29 protein-coding genes are annotated in these 16,064 nt (G+C 61.1%); all 29 read left to right on the top strand.

Features of this window, described 5'->3' with window-relative positions; genetic code table 11:
• Positions 1–2: 2 nt before the first annotated feature.
• Positions 3–779 (top strand): helix-turn-helix domain-containing protein, encoded by a 777-nt coding sequence (locus AC07RO_RS07290; RefSeq protein ID WP_495085761.1) that lies wholly within the window; start codon positions 3–5, stop codon positions 777–779.
• Positions 779–1,435 (top strand): replication protein P, encoded by a 657-nt coding sequence (locus AC07RO_RS07285; RefSeq protein WP_495085685.1) that lies wholly within the window; start codon positions 779–781, stop codon positions 1,433–1,435. The genes AC07RO_RS07290 and AC07RO_RS07285 overlap by 1 nt, the downstream gene beginning before the upstream one ends.
• Positions 1,432–1,632 (top strand): hypothetical protein, encoded by a 201-nt coding sequence (locus AC07RO_RS07280; RefSeq protein ID WP_495085684.1) that lies wholly within the window; start codon positions 1,432–1,434, stop codon positions 1,630–1,632. Before AC07RO_RS07285 ends, AC07RO_RS07280 begins: the two co-directional genes overlap by 4 nt.
• A 109-nt stretch (positions 1,633–1,741) precedes the next feature.
• On the top strand, positions 1,742–2,047 hold the full coding sequence (locus tag AC07RO_RS07275) for a DUF1364 domain-containing protein (protein ID WP_495085683.1): 306 nt from the start codon (positions 1,742–1,744) through the stop codon (positions 2,045–2,047).
• On the top strand, positions 2,044–2,319 hold the full coding sequence (locus AC07RO_RS07270; RefSeq protein WP_495085682.1) for a hypothetical protein: 276 nt from the start codon (positions 2,044–2,046) through the stop codon (positions 2,317–2,319). Before AC07RO_RS07275 ends, AC07RO_RS07270 begins: the two co-directional genes overlap by 4 nt.
• A 94-nt stretch (positions 2,320–2,413) precedes the next feature.
• The gene (locus tag AC07RO_RS07265) at positions 2,414–2,830 is read left to right on the top strand and encodes a VRR-NUC domain-containing protein (RefSeq protein ID WP_495085681.1); all 417 of its coding nucleotides are present in this window, start codon (positions 2,414–2,416) and stop codon (positions 2,828–2,830) included.
• Positions 2,827–4,122, top strand: coding sequence for a tyrosine-type recombinase/integrase (locus tag AC07RO_RS07260; protein ID WP_495085680.1), 1,296 nt, complete (start codon positions 2,827–2,829; stop codon positions 4,120–4,122). Before AC07RO_RS07265 ends, AC07RO_RS07260 begins: the two co-directional genes overlap by 4 nt.
• Entirely contained in the window at positions 4,116–4,322 is a 207-nt protein-coding gene (locus tag AC07RO_RS07255) for a hypothetical protein (RefSeq protein WP_495085679.1), read from the top strand. Before AC07RO_RS07260 ends, AC07RO_RS07255 begins: the two co-directional genes overlap by 7 nt.
• A complete protein-coding gene (locus tag AC07RO_RS07250; RefSeq protein WP_495085678.1) occupies positions 4,319–4,633 on the top strand; it encodes a hypothetical protein in 315 nt (104 codons plus the stop codon). The genes AC07RO_RS07255 and AC07RO_RS07250 overlap by 4 nt, the downstream gene beginning before the upstream one ends.
• Positions 4,634–4,636: 3 nt before the next feature.
• Positions 4,637–5,200, top strand: coding sequence for a hypothetical protein (locus AC07RO_RS07245; protein WP_495085677.1), 564 nt, complete (start codon positions 4,637–4,639; stop codon positions 5,198–5,200).
• Positions 5,201–5,407: 207 nt separating this feature from the next.
• Entirely contained in the window at positions 5,408–5,725 is a 318-nt protein-coding gene (locus AC07RO_RS07240) for a phage holin, lambda family (protein ID WP_074893635.1), read from the top strand.
• Between the two features lie 41 nt (positions 5,726–5,766).
• Complete coding sequence (locus tag AC07RO_RS07235) at positions 5,767–6,153, top strand: hypothetical protein (protein ID WP_495085760.1); 387 nt, start codon at positions 5,767–5,769, stop codon at positions 6,151–6,153.
• The gene (gene lysC, locus AC07RO_RS07230; protein WP_495085676.1) at positions 6,062–6,301 is read left to right on the top strand and encodes an Rz1-like lysis system protein LysC; all 240 of its coding nucleotides are present in this window, start codon (positions 6,062–6,064) and stop codon (positions 6,299–6,301) included. The genes AC07RO_RS07235 and lysC overlap by 92 nt, the downstream gene beginning before the upstream one ends.
• A 15-nt stretch (positions 6,302–6,316) precedes the next feature.
• Positions 6,317–6,547: a hypothetical protein gene (locus tag AC07RO_RS07225; RefSeq protein ID WP_495085675.1), complete on the top strand. Its 231-nt coding sequence runs from the start codon at positions 6,317–6,319 to the stop codon at positions 6,545–6,547.
• Positions 6,548–6,593: 46 nt separating this feature from the next.
• Positions 6,594–6,926, top strand: a complete 333-nt coding sequence (locus AC07RO_RS07220) for an HNH endonuclease (RefSeq protein WP_495085674.1) — start codon at positions 6,594–6,596, stop codon at positions 6,924–6,926.
• Positions 6,927–7,072: 146 nt separating this feature from the next.
• Positions 7,073–7,558, top strand: a complete 486-nt coding sequence (locus tag AC07RO_RS07215; RefSeq protein ID WP_495085673.1) for a terminase small subunit — start codon at positions 7,073–7,075, stop codon at positions 7,556–7,558.
• Positions 7,559–9,241: a terminase large subunit gene (locus AC07RO_RS07210; protein ID WP_495085672.1), complete on the top strand. Its 1,683-nt coding sequence runs from the start codon at positions 7,559–7,561 to the stop codon at positions 9,239–9,241.
• Positions 9,241–10,671, top strand: coding sequence for a phage portal protein (locus AC07RO_RS07205; RefSeq protein ID WP_495085671.1), 1,431 nt, complete (start codon positions 9,241–9,243; stop codon positions 10,669–10,671). The genes AC07RO_RS07210 and AC07RO_RS07205 overlap by 1 nt, the downstream gene beginning before the upstream one ends.
• 2 nt (positions 10,672–10,673) lie before the next feature.
• Positions 10,674–11,558, top strand: coding sequence for a head maturation protease, ClpP-related (locus AC07RO_RS07200; protein WP_495085670.1), 885 nt, complete (start codon positions 10,674–10,676; stop codon positions 11,556–11,558).
• Positions 11,559–11,561: 3 nt separating this feature from the next.
• Positions 11,562–12,773: a phage major capsid protein gene (locus AC07RO_RS07195; protein WP_495085669.1), complete on the top strand. Its 1,212-nt coding sequence runs from the start codon at positions 11,562–11,564 to the stop codon at positions 12,771–12,773.
• Between the two features lie 42 nt (positions 12,774–12,815).
• Complete coding sequence (locus AC07RO_RS07190; RefSeq protein ID WP_463581509.1) at positions 12,816–13,076, top strand: DUF7210 family protein; 261 nt, start codon at positions 12,816–12,818, stop codon at positions 13,074–13,076.
• A 1-nt stretch (position 13,077) separates the two neighbouring features.
• The gene (locus AC07RO_RS07185; RefSeq protein ID WP_495085668.1) at positions 13,078–13,419 is read left to right on the top strand and encodes a head-tail connector protein; all 342 of its coding nucleotides are present in this window, start codon (positions 13,078–13,080) and stop codon (positions 13,417–13,419) included.
• Positions 13,419–13,739, top strand: a complete 321-nt coding sequence (locus tag AC07RO_RS07180; RefSeq protein ID WP_463581511.1) for a head-tail adaptor protein — start codon at positions 13,419–13,421, stop codon at positions 13,737–13,739. The genes AC07RO_RS07185 and AC07RO_RS07180 overlap by 1 nt, the downstream gene beginning before the upstream one ends.
• Before the next feature lie 7 nt (positions 13,740–13,746).
• The gene (locus AC07RO_RS07175; protein ID WP_463581512.1) at positions 13,747–13,938 is read left to right on the top strand and encodes a hypothetical protein; all 192 of its coding nucleotides are present in this window, start codon (positions 13,747–13,749) and stop codon (positions 13,936–13,938) included.
• Between the two features lie 2 nt (positions 13,939–13,940).
• Positions 13,941–14,366: an HK97 gp10 family phage protein gene (locus AC07RO_RS07170; RefSeq protein WP_495085667.1), complete on the top strand. Its 426-nt coding sequence runs from the start codon at positions 13,941–13,943 to the stop codon at positions 14,364–14,366.
• The gene (locus AC07RO_RS07165) at positions 14,363–14,749 is read left to right on the top strand and encodes a DUF3168 domain-containing protein (protein WP_192133021.1); all 387 of its coding nucleotides are present in this window, start codon (positions 14,363–14,365) and stop codon (positions 14,747–14,749) included. Before AC07RO_RS07170 ends, AC07RO_RS07165 begins: the two co-directional genes overlap by 4 nt.
• 79 nt (positions 14,750–14,828) lie before the next feature.
• On the top strand, positions 14,829–15,308 hold the full coding sequence (locus tag AC07RO_RS07160) for a phage tail tube protein (RefSeq protein ID WP_495085666.1): 480 nt from the start codon (positions 14,829–14,831) through the stop codon (positions 15,306–15,308).
• Positions 15,309–15,391: 83 nt separating this feature from the next.
• Complete coding sequence (locus AC07RO_RS07155; RefSeq protein WP_463581515.1) at positions 15,392–15,751, top strand: hypothetical protein; 360 nt, start codon at positions 15,392–15,394, stop codon at positions 15,749–15,751.
• Positions 15,752–15,774: 23 nt separating this feature from the next.
• Positions 15,775–16,002 carry a hypothetical protein gene (locus AC07RO_RS07150; RefSeq protein WP_495085665.1) on the top strand — a complete coding sequence of 76 codons (228 nt, stop codon included), beginning with the start codon at positions 15,775–15,777 and terminating at the stop codon, positions 16,000–16,002.
• Positions 16,003–16,064: the final 62 nt, after the last annotated feature.

Raw genomic sequence — 16,064 nt, 5'->3', positions numbered from 1 at the left:
CAATGTCGTGGGCAATGAAGATACCGACGGACTCCCTGCCAAATCCTGCGGCACGTCACGTGCTGCTGTGCATGGCGAACTACGCAGGTCCTGAAGGTCAGGGTGCCTTTCCATCTGCGCTGAGGATATCCAGCCAGACGGGCCTTTCAGAGCGCACTGTGCGGCTGAAACTCGACGAGCTGGAGCAAGCGGGCTTCATCGCTGAGGGCAATCAAGCCATTGCCGCTGCCTACATCGATCGCCGTGACCGCCGCCCAGTGGTGTACGACCTCCAACTTAAACGGGGTGCAAATGCTGCACCCCGTAAAGAGCGGGGTGCAGATAACCGCACGGGGTGCAGCTCACAGCAGAACGGGGTGCAGGAAAACGCAGAACGGGGTGCAGCAGCTGCACCCAATACATCACTTAACCATCAATTAACCGAAGAGCAGCAGCTGCAGCGCGATTTGGCCGCTGAGATTGCCGAGCAAGACCTCGCCGCCGCTGAGTGCCCATCGCCGAACCAGCGCTTCGCCATGTTCGCTGCTTGGGAGCCAAACGCCAAAGCCTTGGCCGACCAGATCGCAATCGCCGGCATCCCTGCCGACGCAGTGCCGGATGCAGCAGTCCGATCGTTCAAGGGTTTCTACGCTGCACGCCCTGGCACTGTCGACTCTGCGCCTGGCTGGTGTTATCGCCTGGTGCAATGGGTCAAGCGGGAGCGAGTCAAAGCGGCCGGCCAAGGCCAGGCCCCGGATTTTGACGACACCAGTTGGGCTGAAAACATGGGGAGTCTCTGATGAAGTCCGTCGCGAGCATCATGCAGCAACTGCCGAACGTTCCATCTGCCGAGGTCGTGCCGCTCAAGATCGACGCCGGCACGGTTCAGGTCATCAACGCTCTGTTCCGCGAGCTGATGGCGATCTTCCCAGCCTGGAAGCAGGCATGGCCTGATCAGGCTGCGGTCGATGCGGCCAAGGCTACTTGGACCAAAGCGTTCATGGCCGAGAACATCACCCGCATCGAGCAGATCCGCTTCGGCATCGAGCAGTGCCGCAAGCTTGGTTCCGACTTCGCACCGAGCGTGGGCAAGTTCATCAAGCTGTGCCAGCCAACCCCGGAAATGCTCGGCATCCCATCGCTGGAGAAGGCTTTCCGCGAGGCCTGCCGCAACGCTCACCCATCCATGGCCGGGCAGGGCAAGTGGTCGCATCAGGCTGTCTGGCATACGGCGAAGGAGTGCGGCTTTGAACCGCTCAATCGCCTCGAAACGTCGCTCGCCATGAAGCTGTTCGAGCGCAACTACGTGATCACCGTCCGCCGCATGATCGAGGGTCTGCCATTGCAGGTGATGCCCTTGGCCCTACCGGCCCGCGCTGAAGCCCGTCGCACTCCCGATATCGGAAACAAGGCCTTGGCCGAACTGCGCGCCCGCCGCGCCGGAGCATCAGCATGAGCGATACCAGACTTGCCGCGCCTGACCCCGCGGCGTTCCGTTACGCGGTCTACGCGTGCTCCTCGAAGATCGATCTGTCCACTCCACCAGATCCCGCTGTCGCGCTATTCGATCGCAAAGGCGTCGCCGAGTCGTTCGGCCGGTTGATGTGGCCCAGCACCTTCGAAGTCGTCGACCTGATGGAGGTCGCACGATGAGAAAGATCAAGGCGCTCGCCAGTGTCGCCCGGTGCTTCATCGTTTTCATGGGGGCCAGCTACGACGGGTCTGTTCCTCCAGTTGAATCGCAGTTCGGAGCGTGGATGTGATGACCAAGCAGACGAAGTTCACCAAGGCGGCGCGCGGCCGCGACTGCCAGATCCGAATCCCGGGCGTGTGCAACGGCGACCCCGAAACCACGGTGCTGGCTCACCTGCGCATGGCCGGCACGCGCTGCGGCACCGGACTCAAACCGCATGACCTGCAGGCCGCCTGGGCTTGCTCGGCTTGCCACGACGCCGTCGACGCGCGCAAGTCGTGCGGCTTCAGCCGTGAAGAACTTCGCACGATGCACATGGAAGGCATGGTGCGGACCATCGACATTCTGGTCAGCGAAGGGACGGTGGCAGCTTGAACAGCCCAGCAATGATGTTCGGCGGAGTACCAGTGATTATTTCTGAGCACCTGCCCACTACGAAAACGATCAAGTGGCGTACCGAGCGCAAGTGGTGCCACTGGAAGAACAGGCCGGAGCTTCGGTACCGCATCCACGCCAAACAGGTGCCATGCGAAACGGTGCTGATGTTCAACGGCAAGGCGGTCATGTCCTCGGCCAGTTGGGCAAAGGTCGAGTTGGAGCTCGCGGCACGGGGTTTTGAGGCCGAATTCTACAGGGGAAAGCCATGACCTGGTCGCAACTCAAAACACTGCTGAACACTGCCAAGGTTCTGCATGACGGGCGCGGCGGCTTCGCTTTCACTCCGCTGCGCGGTTCGGCGAAATGAGGCTGTTCAAGCCGAAGGCCACCCGCGCGAAGCCGGTCGACCGCGAAGGCCTGGAGCAGGCAGCGCTGATCAAGGAGCTCGAACTGCGCCTGCCTGCTGTGGCCGATTTGATCTACCACGTACCCAACGGCGGGCATCGTCACAAGCTGGTCGCCATCAAGCTGAAGGGGCAGGGGGTCAAAGCAGGTGTCCCCGATTTGGTGCTGCCGATGGCGCGGGGCGGTTATTTCGGGCTCTACATCGAGTTCAAGGCCACCCCGCCAGGCGCTGCTCCGGTATCGGCCAGCCAGCACGCATGGATCCGCCGGCTGAATGATCAGGGCTATCTGGCGATCGTGTGCCGGGGCCACTTCGACGCGATGGAGCAGATTTGCGCCTACCTTCGACTCGCTCCGACTATGGTGGCCGCATGACTTTGACTGTCGCGTTCTCCGATGCTGAGCTGCGCCGCCGTGCCGAAGACCCTGCTGCGGTGTTGATGCGTGATCCCCGCCACCCCGGGCTGTATTTCCGCTTCACCGAGGCGCGTCCGCGCGGCACCTGGAGTCTGGTGGTGCGCAAGAAGTGGCTGCGGATCGGCTCATACCCTGAGTTGTCCGCCAAAGCGGTGCTGGCCGCTCTTCCTGAAACTCGGCAGCGCCTGTCCGCCGATGCAAAGGCCACCGCCGCGATTTCCCCGTGGGCCACCCTTGGCGAGCTGCTGGCGTGGTACAGCGACAGGATGAGCCGCGACCGGCATCTGTCATCCAAGCGGAAGGCCACGGCCAAGTCAGCCATCGCCTGCCACCTGATACCGCGCGTTGGCGATCTGGCGCTGGGCGATATTGATCGCGCGACGTTGGACACGAAACTGATGTGGCCGCTGCAGGAGACGCTGTCGCTGGAATTTGTGCGGCTGATCTTCGCGCTGCTGGTGCTGGCCTGCCGCCAAGCTCACACGCTGGGCTCGATCCCGGCCAACCCAATGGCGGGCATCAAATTCAGCGACTTCTCGAAGACCAAGATCAAAGCCAAATCCGCGCGCCTGCGTGGCGTCCAGGTGGAAGGGCTGCTGGGACAACTGGCCGAGGCGTTCGAGCGGCGCCCGGCCCAAGGCATGTTGGCCTTGATGATGCTCTGTCACGGCACGCGCGTAGGTGAAACCCGCATGGCGCTCTGGTCGCACATCAGCCTGGCTGACCGCACGTGGCATCTGCCCGCCGTGCACACCAAAACCCGCGTCGAGCATTCGCTGCCACTTACCGAGCAGGTTTGCGCGCTGCTGACTCAATACCGAGCCCGTCAGGCCGCTACCGGTTACACGGGGCAGTACCTGTTCCCGGCACGGCACGGCAAGGGCATGAGTGAAGGGCAGGCGAGCATGGTGTTCACGCAGCTCGGGAAGGGCGAGTGGACCAGCCACGACCTGCGTAAGTTGGCGCGCACCGGATGGGCAGACCTCGGCATCGACTTCCTGATCGGCGAGATGCTGATCAACCACGCCATGGGCCACAACGTGCAGGCCTACATCCACACCACCGTTGAGACCCGCAAGCGCGAGGCGCTGGAGAAGTGGCACGCCCATTTAGACACCAAGGGATTCAGCGCCATTCACGGGTTGGAGGGAGTCGAAAACAAAGAGTCCAGCATACCGCTACAGCCCACGGCCCATATGGCCTGCGACCCTATTCAAGAATCAACCATAGGCGAGGTTTCAAAATGCTGAATCAGGGCCTTTTTAAGCCGAGCGTCAGCCTGTGGCAGCACTACGTCACCGTGCTCAGCGTTGGCGGGATGGGCGTGGCGGTCTTGTTCGATTCGGGATGGGTCGCAACCATCGTGGTCGCCATGTTCTTCGTCGGAGCGGCTATTGAGGGCTACGCCGAAGGTTTTATCGCTGCCAGCGAGGGGCGTGAACTGCCATGAACAAGAGCCATGGACCTGCCTTCCGGAAGGAAATGAAGCCATTGATGGAGTGCGGTATCTGCCGCGGCGCCACGGTTGTGCGCGGCATTTTCCATCAGCTGGATTGCGAGCACTGCAATGCCTCTGGATGGGTCTGCGCCAGCACCGGAGATCCGCTCCCGCTGCCTGAGATGGTGCAGCAGCTCAACCTGAAGCTGCGAAGCGTCACCGCCGAGCTGAACAGGGCGCGACACAGCCAAGGCGGCGCGCACGACCAATACGAACAGAACAACCGCCGCGGTGCCGGCGGCTCGAACTACACAGGGGATTGATCGATGGGCATGTACAAAGATGTGATGAGTACCCTGGTACGTGTGCTGGCCGCCGACAACATCGACAACAGCACGAAGCAGTCATGGCAGAAGCTTATCGACGCCGATCTGCGACAAGGCGGAAATGGAAGCACTCTGTCGCCGCGAGACAAGTTCGATTACGACTGCTGCCTTTATGCGCTGTTGCATCGCCAGCTTGAGGCTGCTCACTGGGATGTGCTTGTCGCGAAGTACTCGACGCACAAGGCGAACAAAGTGGCCGCCATCGGACGTCTCGTCAGTCGTATTTCATCGCCCGCGCCGCAGCTGTTCATCTATAAGGGGCTCACGGCCTGGGCAATCCCCAAGCTCAAGGGCGTCCAGAGCGGCAAGCGCTCCACCGACATGATCGTGCTCCCTCCTGAGTTCTACGACATGAACACGTGGGACGTTGATGGCTCCCCTGAGCGGACTCGCCGCAACTGGAGAGCAGGCATCCACAAGCGGCTCGAACAACTGGAAGAGGCGGCCGTCATTCACGCGACCCACATCTTTGACACTGAACAAATCTTCATCGATGCCGCTTGACCATGATGGCCGTTTGGCCGTAAATTAACCCCATCATGTCGATCTTGCGTGCGGTGATACGCGGCGACAGACAAACATCAAAAACCCGGCCCTCGCGCCGGGTTTTTTCGTTTTCGGCCCTGCCACACCCATCGCTCCGAGCTGGGAGTGCTGCGGGGCCGATTCATTTTCCGATCCCGAAAGGGTGGATGTCGGACTACGACGAACATGCCTGAAAAATCACCTGACTTCTGGGCGCAGGTCTGGCTCGTCCTGTCGAATCCGCTCTGGCAAGGAGCGATCATGGCCGCAACCATTTCATTACTGCGCGTGCTGTACGAAGGAAAAGAGGCCAACAAGTGGCGGGTCGTGCTTGAGGCGCTGATCTGCGGTGCGCTGAGCCTGTCAGCCAGCAGCGTCATCGAATGGATGGCCTGGCCGTCGAGCCTGTCAGTCGCCGCCGGCGGAACGATTGGCTTCATTGGCGTAACCGCCATACGCGAACTCATCATCCGGTTCCTCGGACGCAAGGCAGATTCACTATGAGCCTCGAAGCCGTTGTCGCAGTCGCAAAGGCCGGTTCCACGTTGCGAGCCATTGCGGCCGGCATTGTCATTGTCATCGTGATGAGCCTGCTTATAGCCATCCAGCAGGTACGCGTGGTCAGCCTGCAGGGCGCCGTCACTGTTGAGCGTGACGCCAAGCAGCTTGCCGTCGATGCCAACAAGGAAAGCCAGGCCACGATCACCACGCTGAAAGCTGAAGCTGCTCGTAACGCTGCATACACAGCCGATCTGAGCAAGCGCATTAAAGCCAGCGAAGACAAGGCCAAAAAGGCCAAGAAGGAATTCGATGATCTCAAGCGCAACAGCAAACCTGTTCGTGATTGGGCTGCTCAGCCTTTGCCTGACGGCCTGCGCGGCAAAGCCGCAAGTGGTGACAAAGACCACAGCAATAAGGCTGGAAGCCCCTGAGCTGATCCCATGCGAGCGGGTCAATGCAGACGATACCGATCTGCGTGACAACGGCGACGTGTGGGAACTGAAAGATCAGGCCATCAAGCTGCTCGACACGTGCGCTGACCAGGTTGATGCGCAAATCGTTCGTAGCAAGAGCAAATAGTCAGCGGGGTGATAGATGAATCGGCAGCAGATAAACATCGCCCAGCAGCTGTTCTATGAGCGAGACAAGCTCCAGTCGCTGCTGGATATCGTCACCTCAGGGAAGGGATTGGCTGTGTCGATCGGTGGGACTTGGCAGGGTGACGAGGTAGCGGCTCATGTCCAGCGTCCGCTGCGCGACTATTACCAGCAGCAAGTCAACGCCATCAACGCGCAGCTCAAGCAAATTGGCTGGACCGGGCAGTGAAGAAGTCTTGGTCAGTGACAGCCCCAGGCTGCCCGGGAGGCTGGTGATGTCTCGGCTTAAATCATTAGGCAACCGGGTCAGCACGCAGGGCAACAAACTGCCGATCATGCAGCCGGGCTCCTGGCGCACTGACAAGGCCACATCCGGCCAGCGCGGCTACACCTACGCCTGGCAAAAGGCGAGCAAGGCCTTCATCCTCGATAACCCGCTCTGTGTGATGTGTGATGCAGCGGGTCGAGTGACAGCGACAGCGCTGGTTGACCACATCGAGCCCCACCGGGGCGACATGACACTCTTCTGGGACCGAACCAACTGGCAGCCGCTGTGCACCACCTGTCACTCGTCCGTGAAGCAGCGAGAAGAGGCCGGCATTCTGTAGCACGCCAAATCCCCGAGCTGGTCGAGTCTGGCACGCCACTGGCGTGCAACAAGGGCAGGGGGTGCCTCGAAAGTTCGGAGCCTCGGCGCTCTAGACCACCCGGTCCCGCATTCAGAGTTTTTTTCCTGTTTTGAGGTTTTTTGTTAATGGCTTTAACACCCAAAAAGCGCGCATTCGCCGACGCTTTGAGGGGAGGTGCGTCCAACAAAGAAGCAGCGATAGCCGCAGGCTATAGCGCTTCCAGCGCATCGGCCGCCGGATCACGGCTTGCAAAAGACCCTCACGTTTTGGCCGAGCTGGCAAGCGGGGCCGTTAACAAAAATGTTAAAGCCCAACTAAAGGCTAAGGCGTCAAAACCGGTCGAGCCTGACGCGGACGAGGAGGACTCGGGTCCGACATTCGACCTGGCCCGCGCGCTGACCTTTACCGACCCCAAGGCCTTCCTGATTGCCGCGATGAACGATCCGGAAGCCGAGGCAAAGCTCAGGGTCGACGCTGCGAAGGCGCTCATGCCGTTCATGCACCAGCGCAAAGGCGAGTCGGGCAAGAAAGAAGACAGGCAGACCGCGGCGGAAGAGGCGGCGGCCGGCATGTACGGGACGAGCAAACCACCACTCAGATCGGTGAAGTAAGTGGAGTGGTCTACCGCGTGCCCAGACTGGGAGCGCCGGATTCTCTCTCGGCAATCGCTGATTCCGTTTCCGCCGCTGTTCCGTTCTGAGGCTGATGCCGCGCTTGAGCTGTTCAAGTCGCTCAAGGTTGTCGATGTCCCAGGCCAACCGACCTTCGGCGAGTGCTGCGAGCAGTGGGTGTTTGATTTCGTGGCGGCCATCTTCGGCGCTTACGACTCCGATACCGGCAACCAGAAGATCCGCGAGTACTTCCTGCTGATCAGCAAGAAGAACGCCAAATCAACGATTGCCGCCGGGATCATGGTCACCGCCCTGGTGCGCAACTGGCGCGACAACGAAGAGCTGTTGATTCTGGCGCCGACCATCGAGGTCGCGCAAAACAGTTACAAGCCTGCCGCTGCGATGGTCCGGGCCAACCCCCGTCTGGAAAAGATGCTGCACGTTCAGGATCACATTCGGACCATCACGCACTTGACCACCAAAGCTGCGTTGAAGGTGGTGGCCGCCGACTCGGACACTGTGTCCGGTAAGAAGTCCGGCAAGATCCTGGTCGATGAGCTCTGGGTGTTCGGCAAGCGCCCGAACGCTGACGCGATGCTGATGGAAGCCACCGGCGGCCAGATCTCGCGTGATGAAGGTTTCGTGATTTTCCTCTCCACCCAGAGCGACGAGCCGCCAGCGGGGGTTTTCAAGGAAAAGCTCGATTACTACCGCGACGTTCGAGACGGCAAGATCCAGGACAAGAAGTCGCTGGGCGTGCTGTACGAATTTCCGAAGGCAATGGTGGAGTCTGAGGAATACCTGAAGCCTGAAAACTTCTACATCACCAACCCGAACATGGGGCGGTCGGTCAGCCGGGAATGGCTGGAAGACCAGATGGTCAAGGAGGCGAAGAAAGAGCCAGGCGCGCAGCGCAAGTTCCTCGCCAAGCACCTAAACGTCGAAATCGGTATGAACCTGCGCGCCAACCGGTGGGCGGGCGCCGAGTTCTGGCAGGCCCAGGCGAAAGCGAAGAACCTAACGCTCGCCCAGCTCATCGCCCGCTGCGAAGTGATTGACGTCGGGATCGACGGCGGCGGTCTTGACGACCTGCTGGGGTTCGCAGTGCTGGGCCGTGAGACCGAATCACGCAATTGGCTTCTGTGGACTCATGCCTGGGCCCATCCCTCGGTGCTGGAACGCCGCAAGAGCGAGGCCCCGCGCCTCCATGACTTTGCCAAAGACGGCAACCTGACGCTGGTGGAGTACATCGGCAAGGACGTTGCCGAGGTGGCCGAGCTGGTGGCCGAAATCTACGCGTCCGGGAAGCTCGACATGATCGGCGTCGACCCGGCCGGTGTCGGCGGCATCCTGGACGGCCTGATCGAGGCCGAGATTCCGCAGGACAAGGTGATTGGCATTTCGCAGGGCTGGAAGCTGGGCGGTTCAATCAAGACTGCCGAACGCAAGCTGGCGGAGGGCGGAATGGTCCACGGCGGCCAGCCGATGATGTCCTGGTGCTGCGGTAACGCGAAGGTCGTTCCGGCCGGAAACTCGATCCTGATCACGAAACAAGCGTCGGGGACGGCGAAGATCGACCCGTTGATGGCGTTCTTCAACGCCGTAGCCCTGTTGTCGCTCAACCCCGTCGCACGGGGCAACGTCGACGATTTCTTTGATGACCCAATAATGGCAGGGCTCTAATGGCGAGCAAAAACAAACCGGGGCTCATTCGCTCCGCGCTACAGAGCTGGCTGGGTGTTCCTGTTGGGCTCACCAGTGAGGCTTTTTGGCAGGAGTGGTTCGGCACCTCCAACAGCGGTAAGCACGTCACGGTCGACGGCGCTGTACGGCTGTCCACCGTCTGGGCGTGCGTTCGTCTGCTTTCGGAGTCCGTTTCGACGCTGCCCTTGAAGCTCTACCGGCGGATGCCGGACGGATCGCGTGAATCCGCCCGGGATCATCCGCTTTTCAGGGTGCTGTGCCGCTCTCCGAATGCCGAGATGACGCCGCAGCGTTTCATGCTGCAGATCGTGGCCAGCATCTGCTTGCGCGGTAACGCTTTCGTCGAGAAGAAGTTCATCGGCACCCGGATCGTCGCCCTCGACCCGCTGTTGCCGCAGTGCATGACGGTCAAGCGCCTGGACAATGGCCGCTTGAAGTACACCTACAACGAAAACGGCACCGAAAGGGACATCCCGGAAAAGAACCTGATGCACATCCGCGGCTTTGGCCTGGACGGTGTGTGCGGGATGCTTCCGGTGACCACGGGCCGCGACGTCATCGGCACCGCGCTGTCATCGGAAGAGGCAGCCGCCAAGGTGTTTGCCAACGGCCTGCAAGCATCGGGCTTCCTGACAGTCGAAGGCGGCGCTGCGCAGGGCTCCGGCACGCTGACACCGAAGCAACGTGAGCAGTTGAAGAAAAGCCTGGCAGCGTTCAGCAGCTCCAAGAACGCTGGCAAGACGATGGTGCTGGAAGCAGGGCTCAAGTATCAGAGCGTGACCATGAACCCGGAAGCAGCGCAGATGCTGGAAACCCGGGCATTCAATGTAGAGGAGATTTGCCGCTGGTTCCGCGTGCCGCCGTTCATGGTCGGGCACATGGACAAGCAGTCGAGCTGGGCCGCCAGTGTTGAGGCGCAGAACCTGCACTTCCTCACCAACAGCTTGCGGCCGCTGCTGGTCAACATCGAGCAGGAAATCACCCGATGCCTGATCGGCGAGGCAGATGCCGAGGAATTCTTTGCCGAGTTCGCAGTTGAAGGCTTGCTGCGCGCCGACAGTGCTGGCCGCGGCGCTTGGTACAACACCGCGCTGATGAATGGCTGGATGTCCCGCAACGAGGTCCGTCGTTTGGAAAATCTGCCGCCTATTCCTGGTGGCGATATCTACACCGTTCAGTCGGCGATGGTCGCGCTGGAGAGCCTGGAGCAGGGCGAGGATATCTCGGCCAAGTTCAACCGCTTCATGTCCAAGGCGCTCCACGCGCACAAGGACGGCAACCGCGAGGCAACCCGCGAATTGCTCCAGGACATCTGCTCCGCGCTTGATGGTGGGGATCCAGACGCCCCGACCATGGCTCACGCCCTTATCTCGATTTCACGCCTCAGCATCACCGAACCAGCGGAGTAACCATGACGATCAGAACCCTGCCTGCAGCGCCGGCGGAGCGACCGCGCGCGAGCGCTTCCTCGGATCTGCTGCCGATGGCGCTCGAGCGCTGGAACCCGGACATCCGCGCAGCGGCCGACGACGAGAGCACCATCTCGATGTTCGATCCGATCGGTTACGACTACTGGACGGGCGATGGCGTTACCGCGAAGCGGGTCAGCGCAGTACTGCGCAACCTGGCCGGCGCTGACGTCACGGTGAACATCAATTCGCCTGGCGGCGACATGTTCGAAGGCCTGGCGATCTACAACATCCTGCGCGAATACAAAGGCAAGGTGACCGTGAAGATTCTCGGGATCGCCGCCTCGGCCGCATCGGTCATCGCCATGGCCGGCGACGAGATCCGCATGGGCCTCGGCGCTTTCCTCATGATCCACAACTGCTGGGTCGGCGTGGCCGGCAACCGAATTGGTTTGCGCGAGATGGCAGACACGCTGGAGCCGTTCGACAAAGCCATGGCGAACATCTACGCGGCGCGCACCGGTGAGGATGTCGCAGCGATGCAGACGCTGATGGATGCCGAGAGCTGGATCAGTGGCGGCGACGCTGTCGATCAGGGCTTCGCTGACTCGCTGCTCGACAGTGCCGAGCTGAAGGAAGGAACCAAGGCCTCCACTCCGCAGCAGATCGCCGCGCGCCGCCTCGATGTGATTCTCGCGAAGCAGGGCATGCCCCGCTCAGAGCGGCGCGCAATGATTCAAGAACTCAAAACCGGCACGCCCAGCGCTGCCGGCTCTGGTACGCCGAGCGCTACCGAACCCCCGGCCATTTCGGCCTCTGTAATCGCTGATTTCGAAAAGGCCTTGGCCTCTTTCAAGTCGGCAGCCTCTACCGTACCCGGAGTTTGACCCATGTCCGATACAAACGAATTGCTCAAGAGTGTCTCCGCTGAACTGGCGAAGGCCACCAGTGAGTTCAGCATCAAGGCCGAATCGGCACTGACCGAAGCGAAGAAAGCAGGCAACCTGTCTGCTGAAACCAAGGCCGCCGTCGACGAGCTGGCGCTGAAGTTCAACTCCCTGACCGAGGCCGAGAAGCAGCTCAAGGCTAAGTTGGGCGAAGTTGAGCAGGAATTCGCCCGCCTGCCGTCGGCCAGCGCGCCACAGAACCGCGACAGCCTCGGCCAAACCGTCATCAAAAGCGAGGCGCTTAAGGCCTTCGCTGCGAGCCTTGAAGGCGGCAAGCGTGTCAACATTCCCGTCAGTGCTGCGCTGCTGTCCACTGATGTGGCGCAGGGCGTCGTAGAGCCGCAGCGCCTGCCTGGCATCGATACGCCGGCGAAGCAGCGCCTGTTCATCCGCGACCTGATTGCGCCTGGTCGCACCACGTCGCCGGCTATTTTCTGGGTCCAGCAGACTGGCTTCGTCAACGCCGCGAAGGTGGTGGCCGAGGGCATGGCGAAGCCGTACTCGAGCATCAACTTTGCCTCCAAGCTGACTGGAGTGTCCACGATCGCGCACATGTTCAAAGCGTCCAAGCAGATCATGGACGACTTCGCTCAGTTGCAGTCCACCATCGATGTGGAAATGCGCTACGGCTTGAAGTACGCGGAAGAGCAGGAAATTCTGTTTGGCGACGGCACCGGCGTTCATTTGCACGGCATCGTGCCTCAAGCGTCTGTCTTCGACCCGGCATTTGAGGTCGAGGCCCGCTCCGGGATTGACGACCTGCGTCTGGCGATGCTGCAGGCACAGTTGGCCCGTCTGCCAGCTTCCGGTCACGTCCTTCACTTCATCGACTGGGCGAAAATCGAGCTGACCAAAGATTCGCTTGGCCGCTACATCCTGGCGAACCCGCTGGGTCTGGCAGGTCCGGTGCTGTGGGGCCTTCCGGTGGTGGCTACTGAAGCGGCTGGCTTCCAGGGCAAGTTCCTGACTGGCGCCTTCCAGACCGGCGCTCAGCTGTTCGACCGTGAAGATGCCAACGTGGTGATCTCCACCGAGAACGCCGACGACTTCGAGAAAAACCTGATCTCGGTCCGTTGCGAAGAGCGCGTCGCGCTGGCGGTCAAGCGCCCTGAGGCGTTCATCTACGGCGCGTTCAACGCCCCCGTCACTCCTTAACTCAAGCCGGGCCGCCGTAGAGGCGGCCCACCGGAGGCAATCATGAAGCTGAAGACGCTGAAACCGCTGTATCTGGGCGGACAAACGCTGGTCGAGGGCACGTCCTTCGAAACCATCGAGCAGCACGGACGCGAGCTGATCCAGAAAGGCTACGCCGAGCCAGACTCGGGTGACGACGATTCCGTTGTTGTTCTGAGCGAAGAAGATGCCGCTGGCGCTGGCGTTTTGACCAGCGCAGCGTTGGCCGCTCCGGCGAAGACTGAAAAGTCCAAGAAGCCGGAAAAGCCTGCGAAGGGCGAGTGACATGTCGGTCATCGATATCGGCGTCGCCATGCGGCATTGCCGCGCCGAGGAAGGCGATCGCGATGACGTGCTTTTGAAGCTGGAGGCGGCGGAGGAATCTGCCGCGCTCTACCTGAATCGCTCGTTCTACGCGGATGCAGAAGCCATGGCCGCCGCCGTGCTGGATGGTACGGCCGGCGACGATCCGATCGTTGTCACCAAAGCCATCACGGCGGCGTGCCTGCTCATTCTGGGCAACCTTTACGCCAACCGGGAGGATGTTGTGGTTGGCGTCAGCGTCTCAGACCTGCCGCAAGGCTCCCGCTCGTTGCTGAGCCCCTACCGCGTTGATATGGGGGTCTGATGAGAGCAGGAAACCTTCGGCATGAGTGCTCTGTGCAGACGAAGCAGCGCGTGCCTGACGGCATGGGCGGCGGGGTCGACGGCTGGATTGAAGCCCGGAAGATCTGGGCAGAAATCACCGCACCTACAGGCCGGACGTCTCCTGTTTCCCAGCAGCTCACCGCACTGGTGACCGCAGAGATAAAGGTCAGGCCCGCGGCGGATTTGGTGGCCGGGGTTCGCCTGGTCAATTCGGGCGTTACCTACCTCATCGAGGCAGCGCTGCCTGACAACGATCGCTCCATGCTCCGTCTGTTGTGTTCAAACGTTCCACACCCCTGAGGTCCTTATGAAAGTGAAAGCACTGGCAAGCCTGTCCACTGCTCAAGGCTGGAAAGCCGCGGGCGACGAATTCACCGTAAACGCGGCCGAGGCTGAAGAACTGATGTCACGCGGTCTGGTTGAGCGCTCTGACGCCGAGCCTGTTGCCGATCCTGAGCCGGCTCCGAAAGCAGCCAAACCCGCCAAACCGAAGGCCTGACCATGGGCCGGCGCTCAAGCGTTCAGGGTGATATCAAGCTTCGCGGCTTGCTGCGCCGGATCGGCAACGAGATCGAGAGCGACCTGCGCCCGGCCATGGTTCAGGCGGCTGACCTGGTGCTGCAAACTCAGACGTTCCTCATCCCTAGGGATACCGGTGATGCGGCGGAAACGCTGACGTCTTTCGTCTCGAAAAGCGGGCTGGATGCGGAAATCGGTATCAGGGGCAAGAGAAACAACACGCGGTACTTCTACACGAAGTTCCTCGAGTACGGCACCAAGGGTTACGCCCGGGGCGAAACGCAGATCCCGGCCAGGCCAGCGCATCCGTGGCTGCGTCCGTCCTACGATCTCAACCGTGAGCAGATCATCTTGCTGATCAGCAGAGCGATCGATTCCACGTTGCGCAAGGCTGCGGAGGTCAAATGAGTGACCCAGGCCTCGCGCTGCAGAAGGCGCTCTTCGAGAAGTTGTCGGCCAGCCTGACGGCACCGGTGTTCGATGCCGTGCCCACCGGCACGCCGTATCCGTATGTGACCTTGGATTATGAGGTCACCGATAACACGACACCGGTCAGCGGTAAGAAGCGCGAAAACCGCCTGTTCTACCTGTCGGTCTGGTCGGACTATCAGGGGCAGGCCGAAGTAAAACGCATCAACGGCGAGATTGCTGAAGCTCTGGACGAAGTTGCGCTGCCGCTGAGCACGGGCACGGCTGTCTCGGTCCGTGTGCTGCGCACGGAAACGAACCGCGAACCGGACGGCAAGACCTACATGGGATCGGTGACGCTTCGGATCATCACCCAGCACTGACACCGCCGAGCAACACCAACACCCGCCATCGAGCGGGTTTTTTATTGCCAAAAAACCACCCGCGCCCTGGAGGGCAACCATGACTATCAAAACTTCTGCCGGCGTTCGAGTCCTGATCGGCCCGGCTGTCAATGTCACCTACGGCGAAGACGCCGCCGGCCGCGCTGCTGCGCTGACCGCCTTGAAGGCCCTGACCTACGTCGAAATCGGCGAAGTGGAAGACGCTGGCGAGCTTGGCGACGAGGCCAGCACCGCTGACTTCACCGCGCTGGCTAACCGCCGCAAGCGCAAAGTGAAAGGCACCTTCGACGCTGGCACCCAGCAGTTCACCTTGGGTTCTGACCCGACTGATGCCGGCCAGAAAGCAGTGAAAGCGGCGGTGTCCAGCGACGCCAACTTCGCCTTCCAGATCGATTACGGCGACGGAACGGCCGATTTCTATCTCGGCCAGGCGCTGAGCTTCCGCAAACAGATCGGCACCGCTGAATCGATCCGCAAGGCTTCGGTGTCGGTAGCGATCAACTCTGCGATCTACGAGCAAGCGGCCGCCGGCGCCTAAACCGAGCGGTTGACGCGATACCCAGGCGACGCCATCGCGGCGCCTGTTTTGAATCTTCCTCTTTCTGCAAGGAACACTGATCCATGTCCAAGACTGACCACGGCGCAACTGAAGTAATCGTCGGCTCCGAAACGTACAGCCTGGCTTTCACCCTCAAAGCGGTGAAGAACATCGAACGTCGTTTTGGCGGCCTGTCCCCGGCTTTGCAGGAAGTGCAGAAGCTGAGCCTGAACGTAGCGGCATCCATCATCGCGGCAGGCGCGAACCTGACGCTCAAGCCGAAAGAGTTCGAAGCGCTGGAGGAAGAAATTTACGAGCACGGCATCGGCGAGGTCACGCCGCCGCTGATCCAGTACCTGCTGGCGCTGCTCAACCCGGCCGCCAAAAGCGAAGAAGAGCTCGCGAAGGATGCGGAAGAGGGCTCGGGCAAAGCAAAAAAGTAACCCGCCCGGGCAATGGAAGCTATGTGGACGAGGTTTTCTGTCTCGCTACCGGCAGCCTTCAGTGGTCGCCGCGCGACGCATGGGAAACCCCTGTTCCGCAAATCCTGATGGCATGGGAGGCCCGCATGGAGTTCCTGCGCGCCACGAACCCGTTCGGCAAGTCCGATCAACCCGCCGGTCCGCCTCCAGGCGAGACGCCGGAGGAAAAGCGCCAGCGAATAAAGGCGCAAATCCGTGGCGGCCGGGGCTGATTACCTCTTTATCCCAATTCATGCCCAGTCCCTCCTAGGGACCACTCATTACATCGAACCGG

It is taken from the genome of Pseudomonas sp. GW821-FHT07F05 (genome assembly GCF_059418765.1).
This window is presented reverse-complemented; position numbering and strand designations above follow the sequence as displayed.

What these genes read in the sequence shown, in the direction of transcription:
- AC07RO_RS07290 (WP_495085761.1), top strand. Translation starts at nt 3, where the DNA reads ATGTCGTGGGCAATGAAGATACCGACGGACTCCCTGCCAAATCCTGCG.
- AC07RO_RS07285 (WP_495085685.1), top strand. Translation starts at nt 779, where the DNA reads ATGAAGTCCGTCGCGAGCATCATGCAGCAACTGCCGAACGTTCCATCT.
- AC07RO_RS07280 (WP_495085684.1), top strand. Translation starts at nt 1,432, where the DNA reads ATGAGCGATACCAGACTTGCCGCGCCTGACCCCGCGGCGTTCCGTTAC.
- AC07RO_RS07275 (WP_495085683.1), top strand. Translation starts at nt 1,742, where the DNA reads ATGACCAAGCAGACGAAGTTCACCAAGGCGGCGCGCGGCCGCGACTGC.
- AC07RO_RS07265 (WP_495085681.1), top strand. Translation starts at nt 2,414, where the DNA reads ATGAGGCTGTTCAAGCCGAAGGCCACCCGCGCGAAGCCGGTCGACCGC.
- AC07RO_RS07260 (WP_495085680.1), top strand. Translation starts at nt 2,827, where the DNA reads ATGACTTTGACTGTCGCGTTCTCCGATGCTGAGCTGCGCCGCCGTGCC.
- AC07RO_RS07255 (WP_495085679.1), top strand. Translation starts at nt 4,116, where the DNA reads ATGCTGAATCAGGGCCTTTTTAAGCCGAGCGTCAGCCTGTGGCAGCAC.
- AC07RO_RS07250 (WP_495085678.1), top strand. Translation starts at nt 4,319, where the DNA reads ATGAACAAGAGCCATGGACCTGCCTTCCGGAAGGAAATGAAGCCATTG.
- AC07RO_RS07245 (WP_495085677.1), top strand. Translation starts at nt 4,637, where the DNA reads ATGGGCATGTACAAAGATGTGATGAGTACCCTGGTACGTGTGCTGGCC.
- AC07RO_RS07240 (WP_074893635.1), top strand. Translation starts at nt 5,408, where the DNA reads ATGCCTGAAAAATCACCTGACTTCTGGGCGCAGGTCTGGCTCGTCCTG.
- AC07RO_RS07225 (WP_495085675.1), top strand. Translation starts at nt 6,317, where the DNA reads ATGAATCGGCAGCAGATAAACATCGCCCAGCAGCTGTTCTATGAGCGA.
- AC07RO_RS07220 (WP_495085674.1), top strand. Translation starts at nt 6,594, where the DNA reads ATGTCTCGGCTTAAATCATTAGGCAACCGGGTCAGCACGCAGGGCAAC.
- AC07RO_RS07215 (WP_495085673.1), top strand. Translation starts at nt 7,073, where the DNA reads ATGGCTTTAACACCCAAAAAGCGCGCATTCGCCGACGCTTTGAGGGGA.
- AC07RO_RS07205 (WP_495085671.1), top strand. Translation starts at nt 9,241, where the DNA reads ATGGCGAGCAAAAACAAACCGGGGCTCATTCGCTCCGCGCTACAGAGC.
- AC07RO_RS07200 (WP_495085670.1), top strand. Translation starts at nt 10,674, where the DNA reads ATGACGATCAGAACCCTGCCTGCAGCGCCGGCGGAGCGACCGCGCGCG.
- AC07RO_RS07195 (WP_495085669.1), top strand. Translation starts at nt 11,562, where the DNA reads ATGTCCGATACAAACGAATTGCTCAAGAGTGTCTCCGCTGAACTGGCG.
- AC07RO_RS07190 (WP_463581509.1), top strand. Translation starts at nt 12,816, where the DNA reads ATGAAGCTGAAGACGCTGAAACCGCTGTATCTGGGCGGACAAACGCTG.
- AC07RO_RS07185 (WP_495085668.1), top strand. Translation starts at nt 13,078, where the DNA reads ATGTCGGTCATCGATATCGGCGTCGCCATGCGGCATTGCCGCGCCGAG.
- AC07RO_RS07180 (WP_463581511.1), top strand. Translation starts at nt 13,419, where the DNA reads ATGAGAGCAGGAAACCTTCGGCATGAGTGCTCTGTGCAGACGAAGCAG.
- AC07RO_RS07175 (WP_463581512.1), top strand. Translation starts at nt 13,747, where the DNA reads ATGAAAGTGAAAGCACTGGCAAGCCTGTCCACTGCTCAAGGCTGGAAA.
- AC07RO_RS07170 (WP_495085667.1), top strand. Translation starts at nt 13,941, where the DNA reads ATGGGCCGGCGCTCAAGCGTTCAGGGTGATATCAAGCTTCGCGGCTTG.
- AC07RO_RS07165 (WP_192133021.1), top strand. Translation starts at nt 14,363, where the DNA reads ATGAGTGACCCAGGCCTCGCGCTGCAGAAGGCGCTCTTCGAGAAGTTG.
- AC07RO_RS07160 (WP_495085666.1), top strand. Translation starts at nt 14,829, where the DNA reads ATGACTATCAAAACTTCTGCCGGCGTTCGAGTCCTGATCGGCCCGGCT.
- AC07RO_RS07155 (WP_463581515.1), top strand. Translation starts at nt 15,392, where the DNA reads ATGTCCAAGACTGACCACGGCGCAACTGAAGTAATCGTCGGCTCCGAA.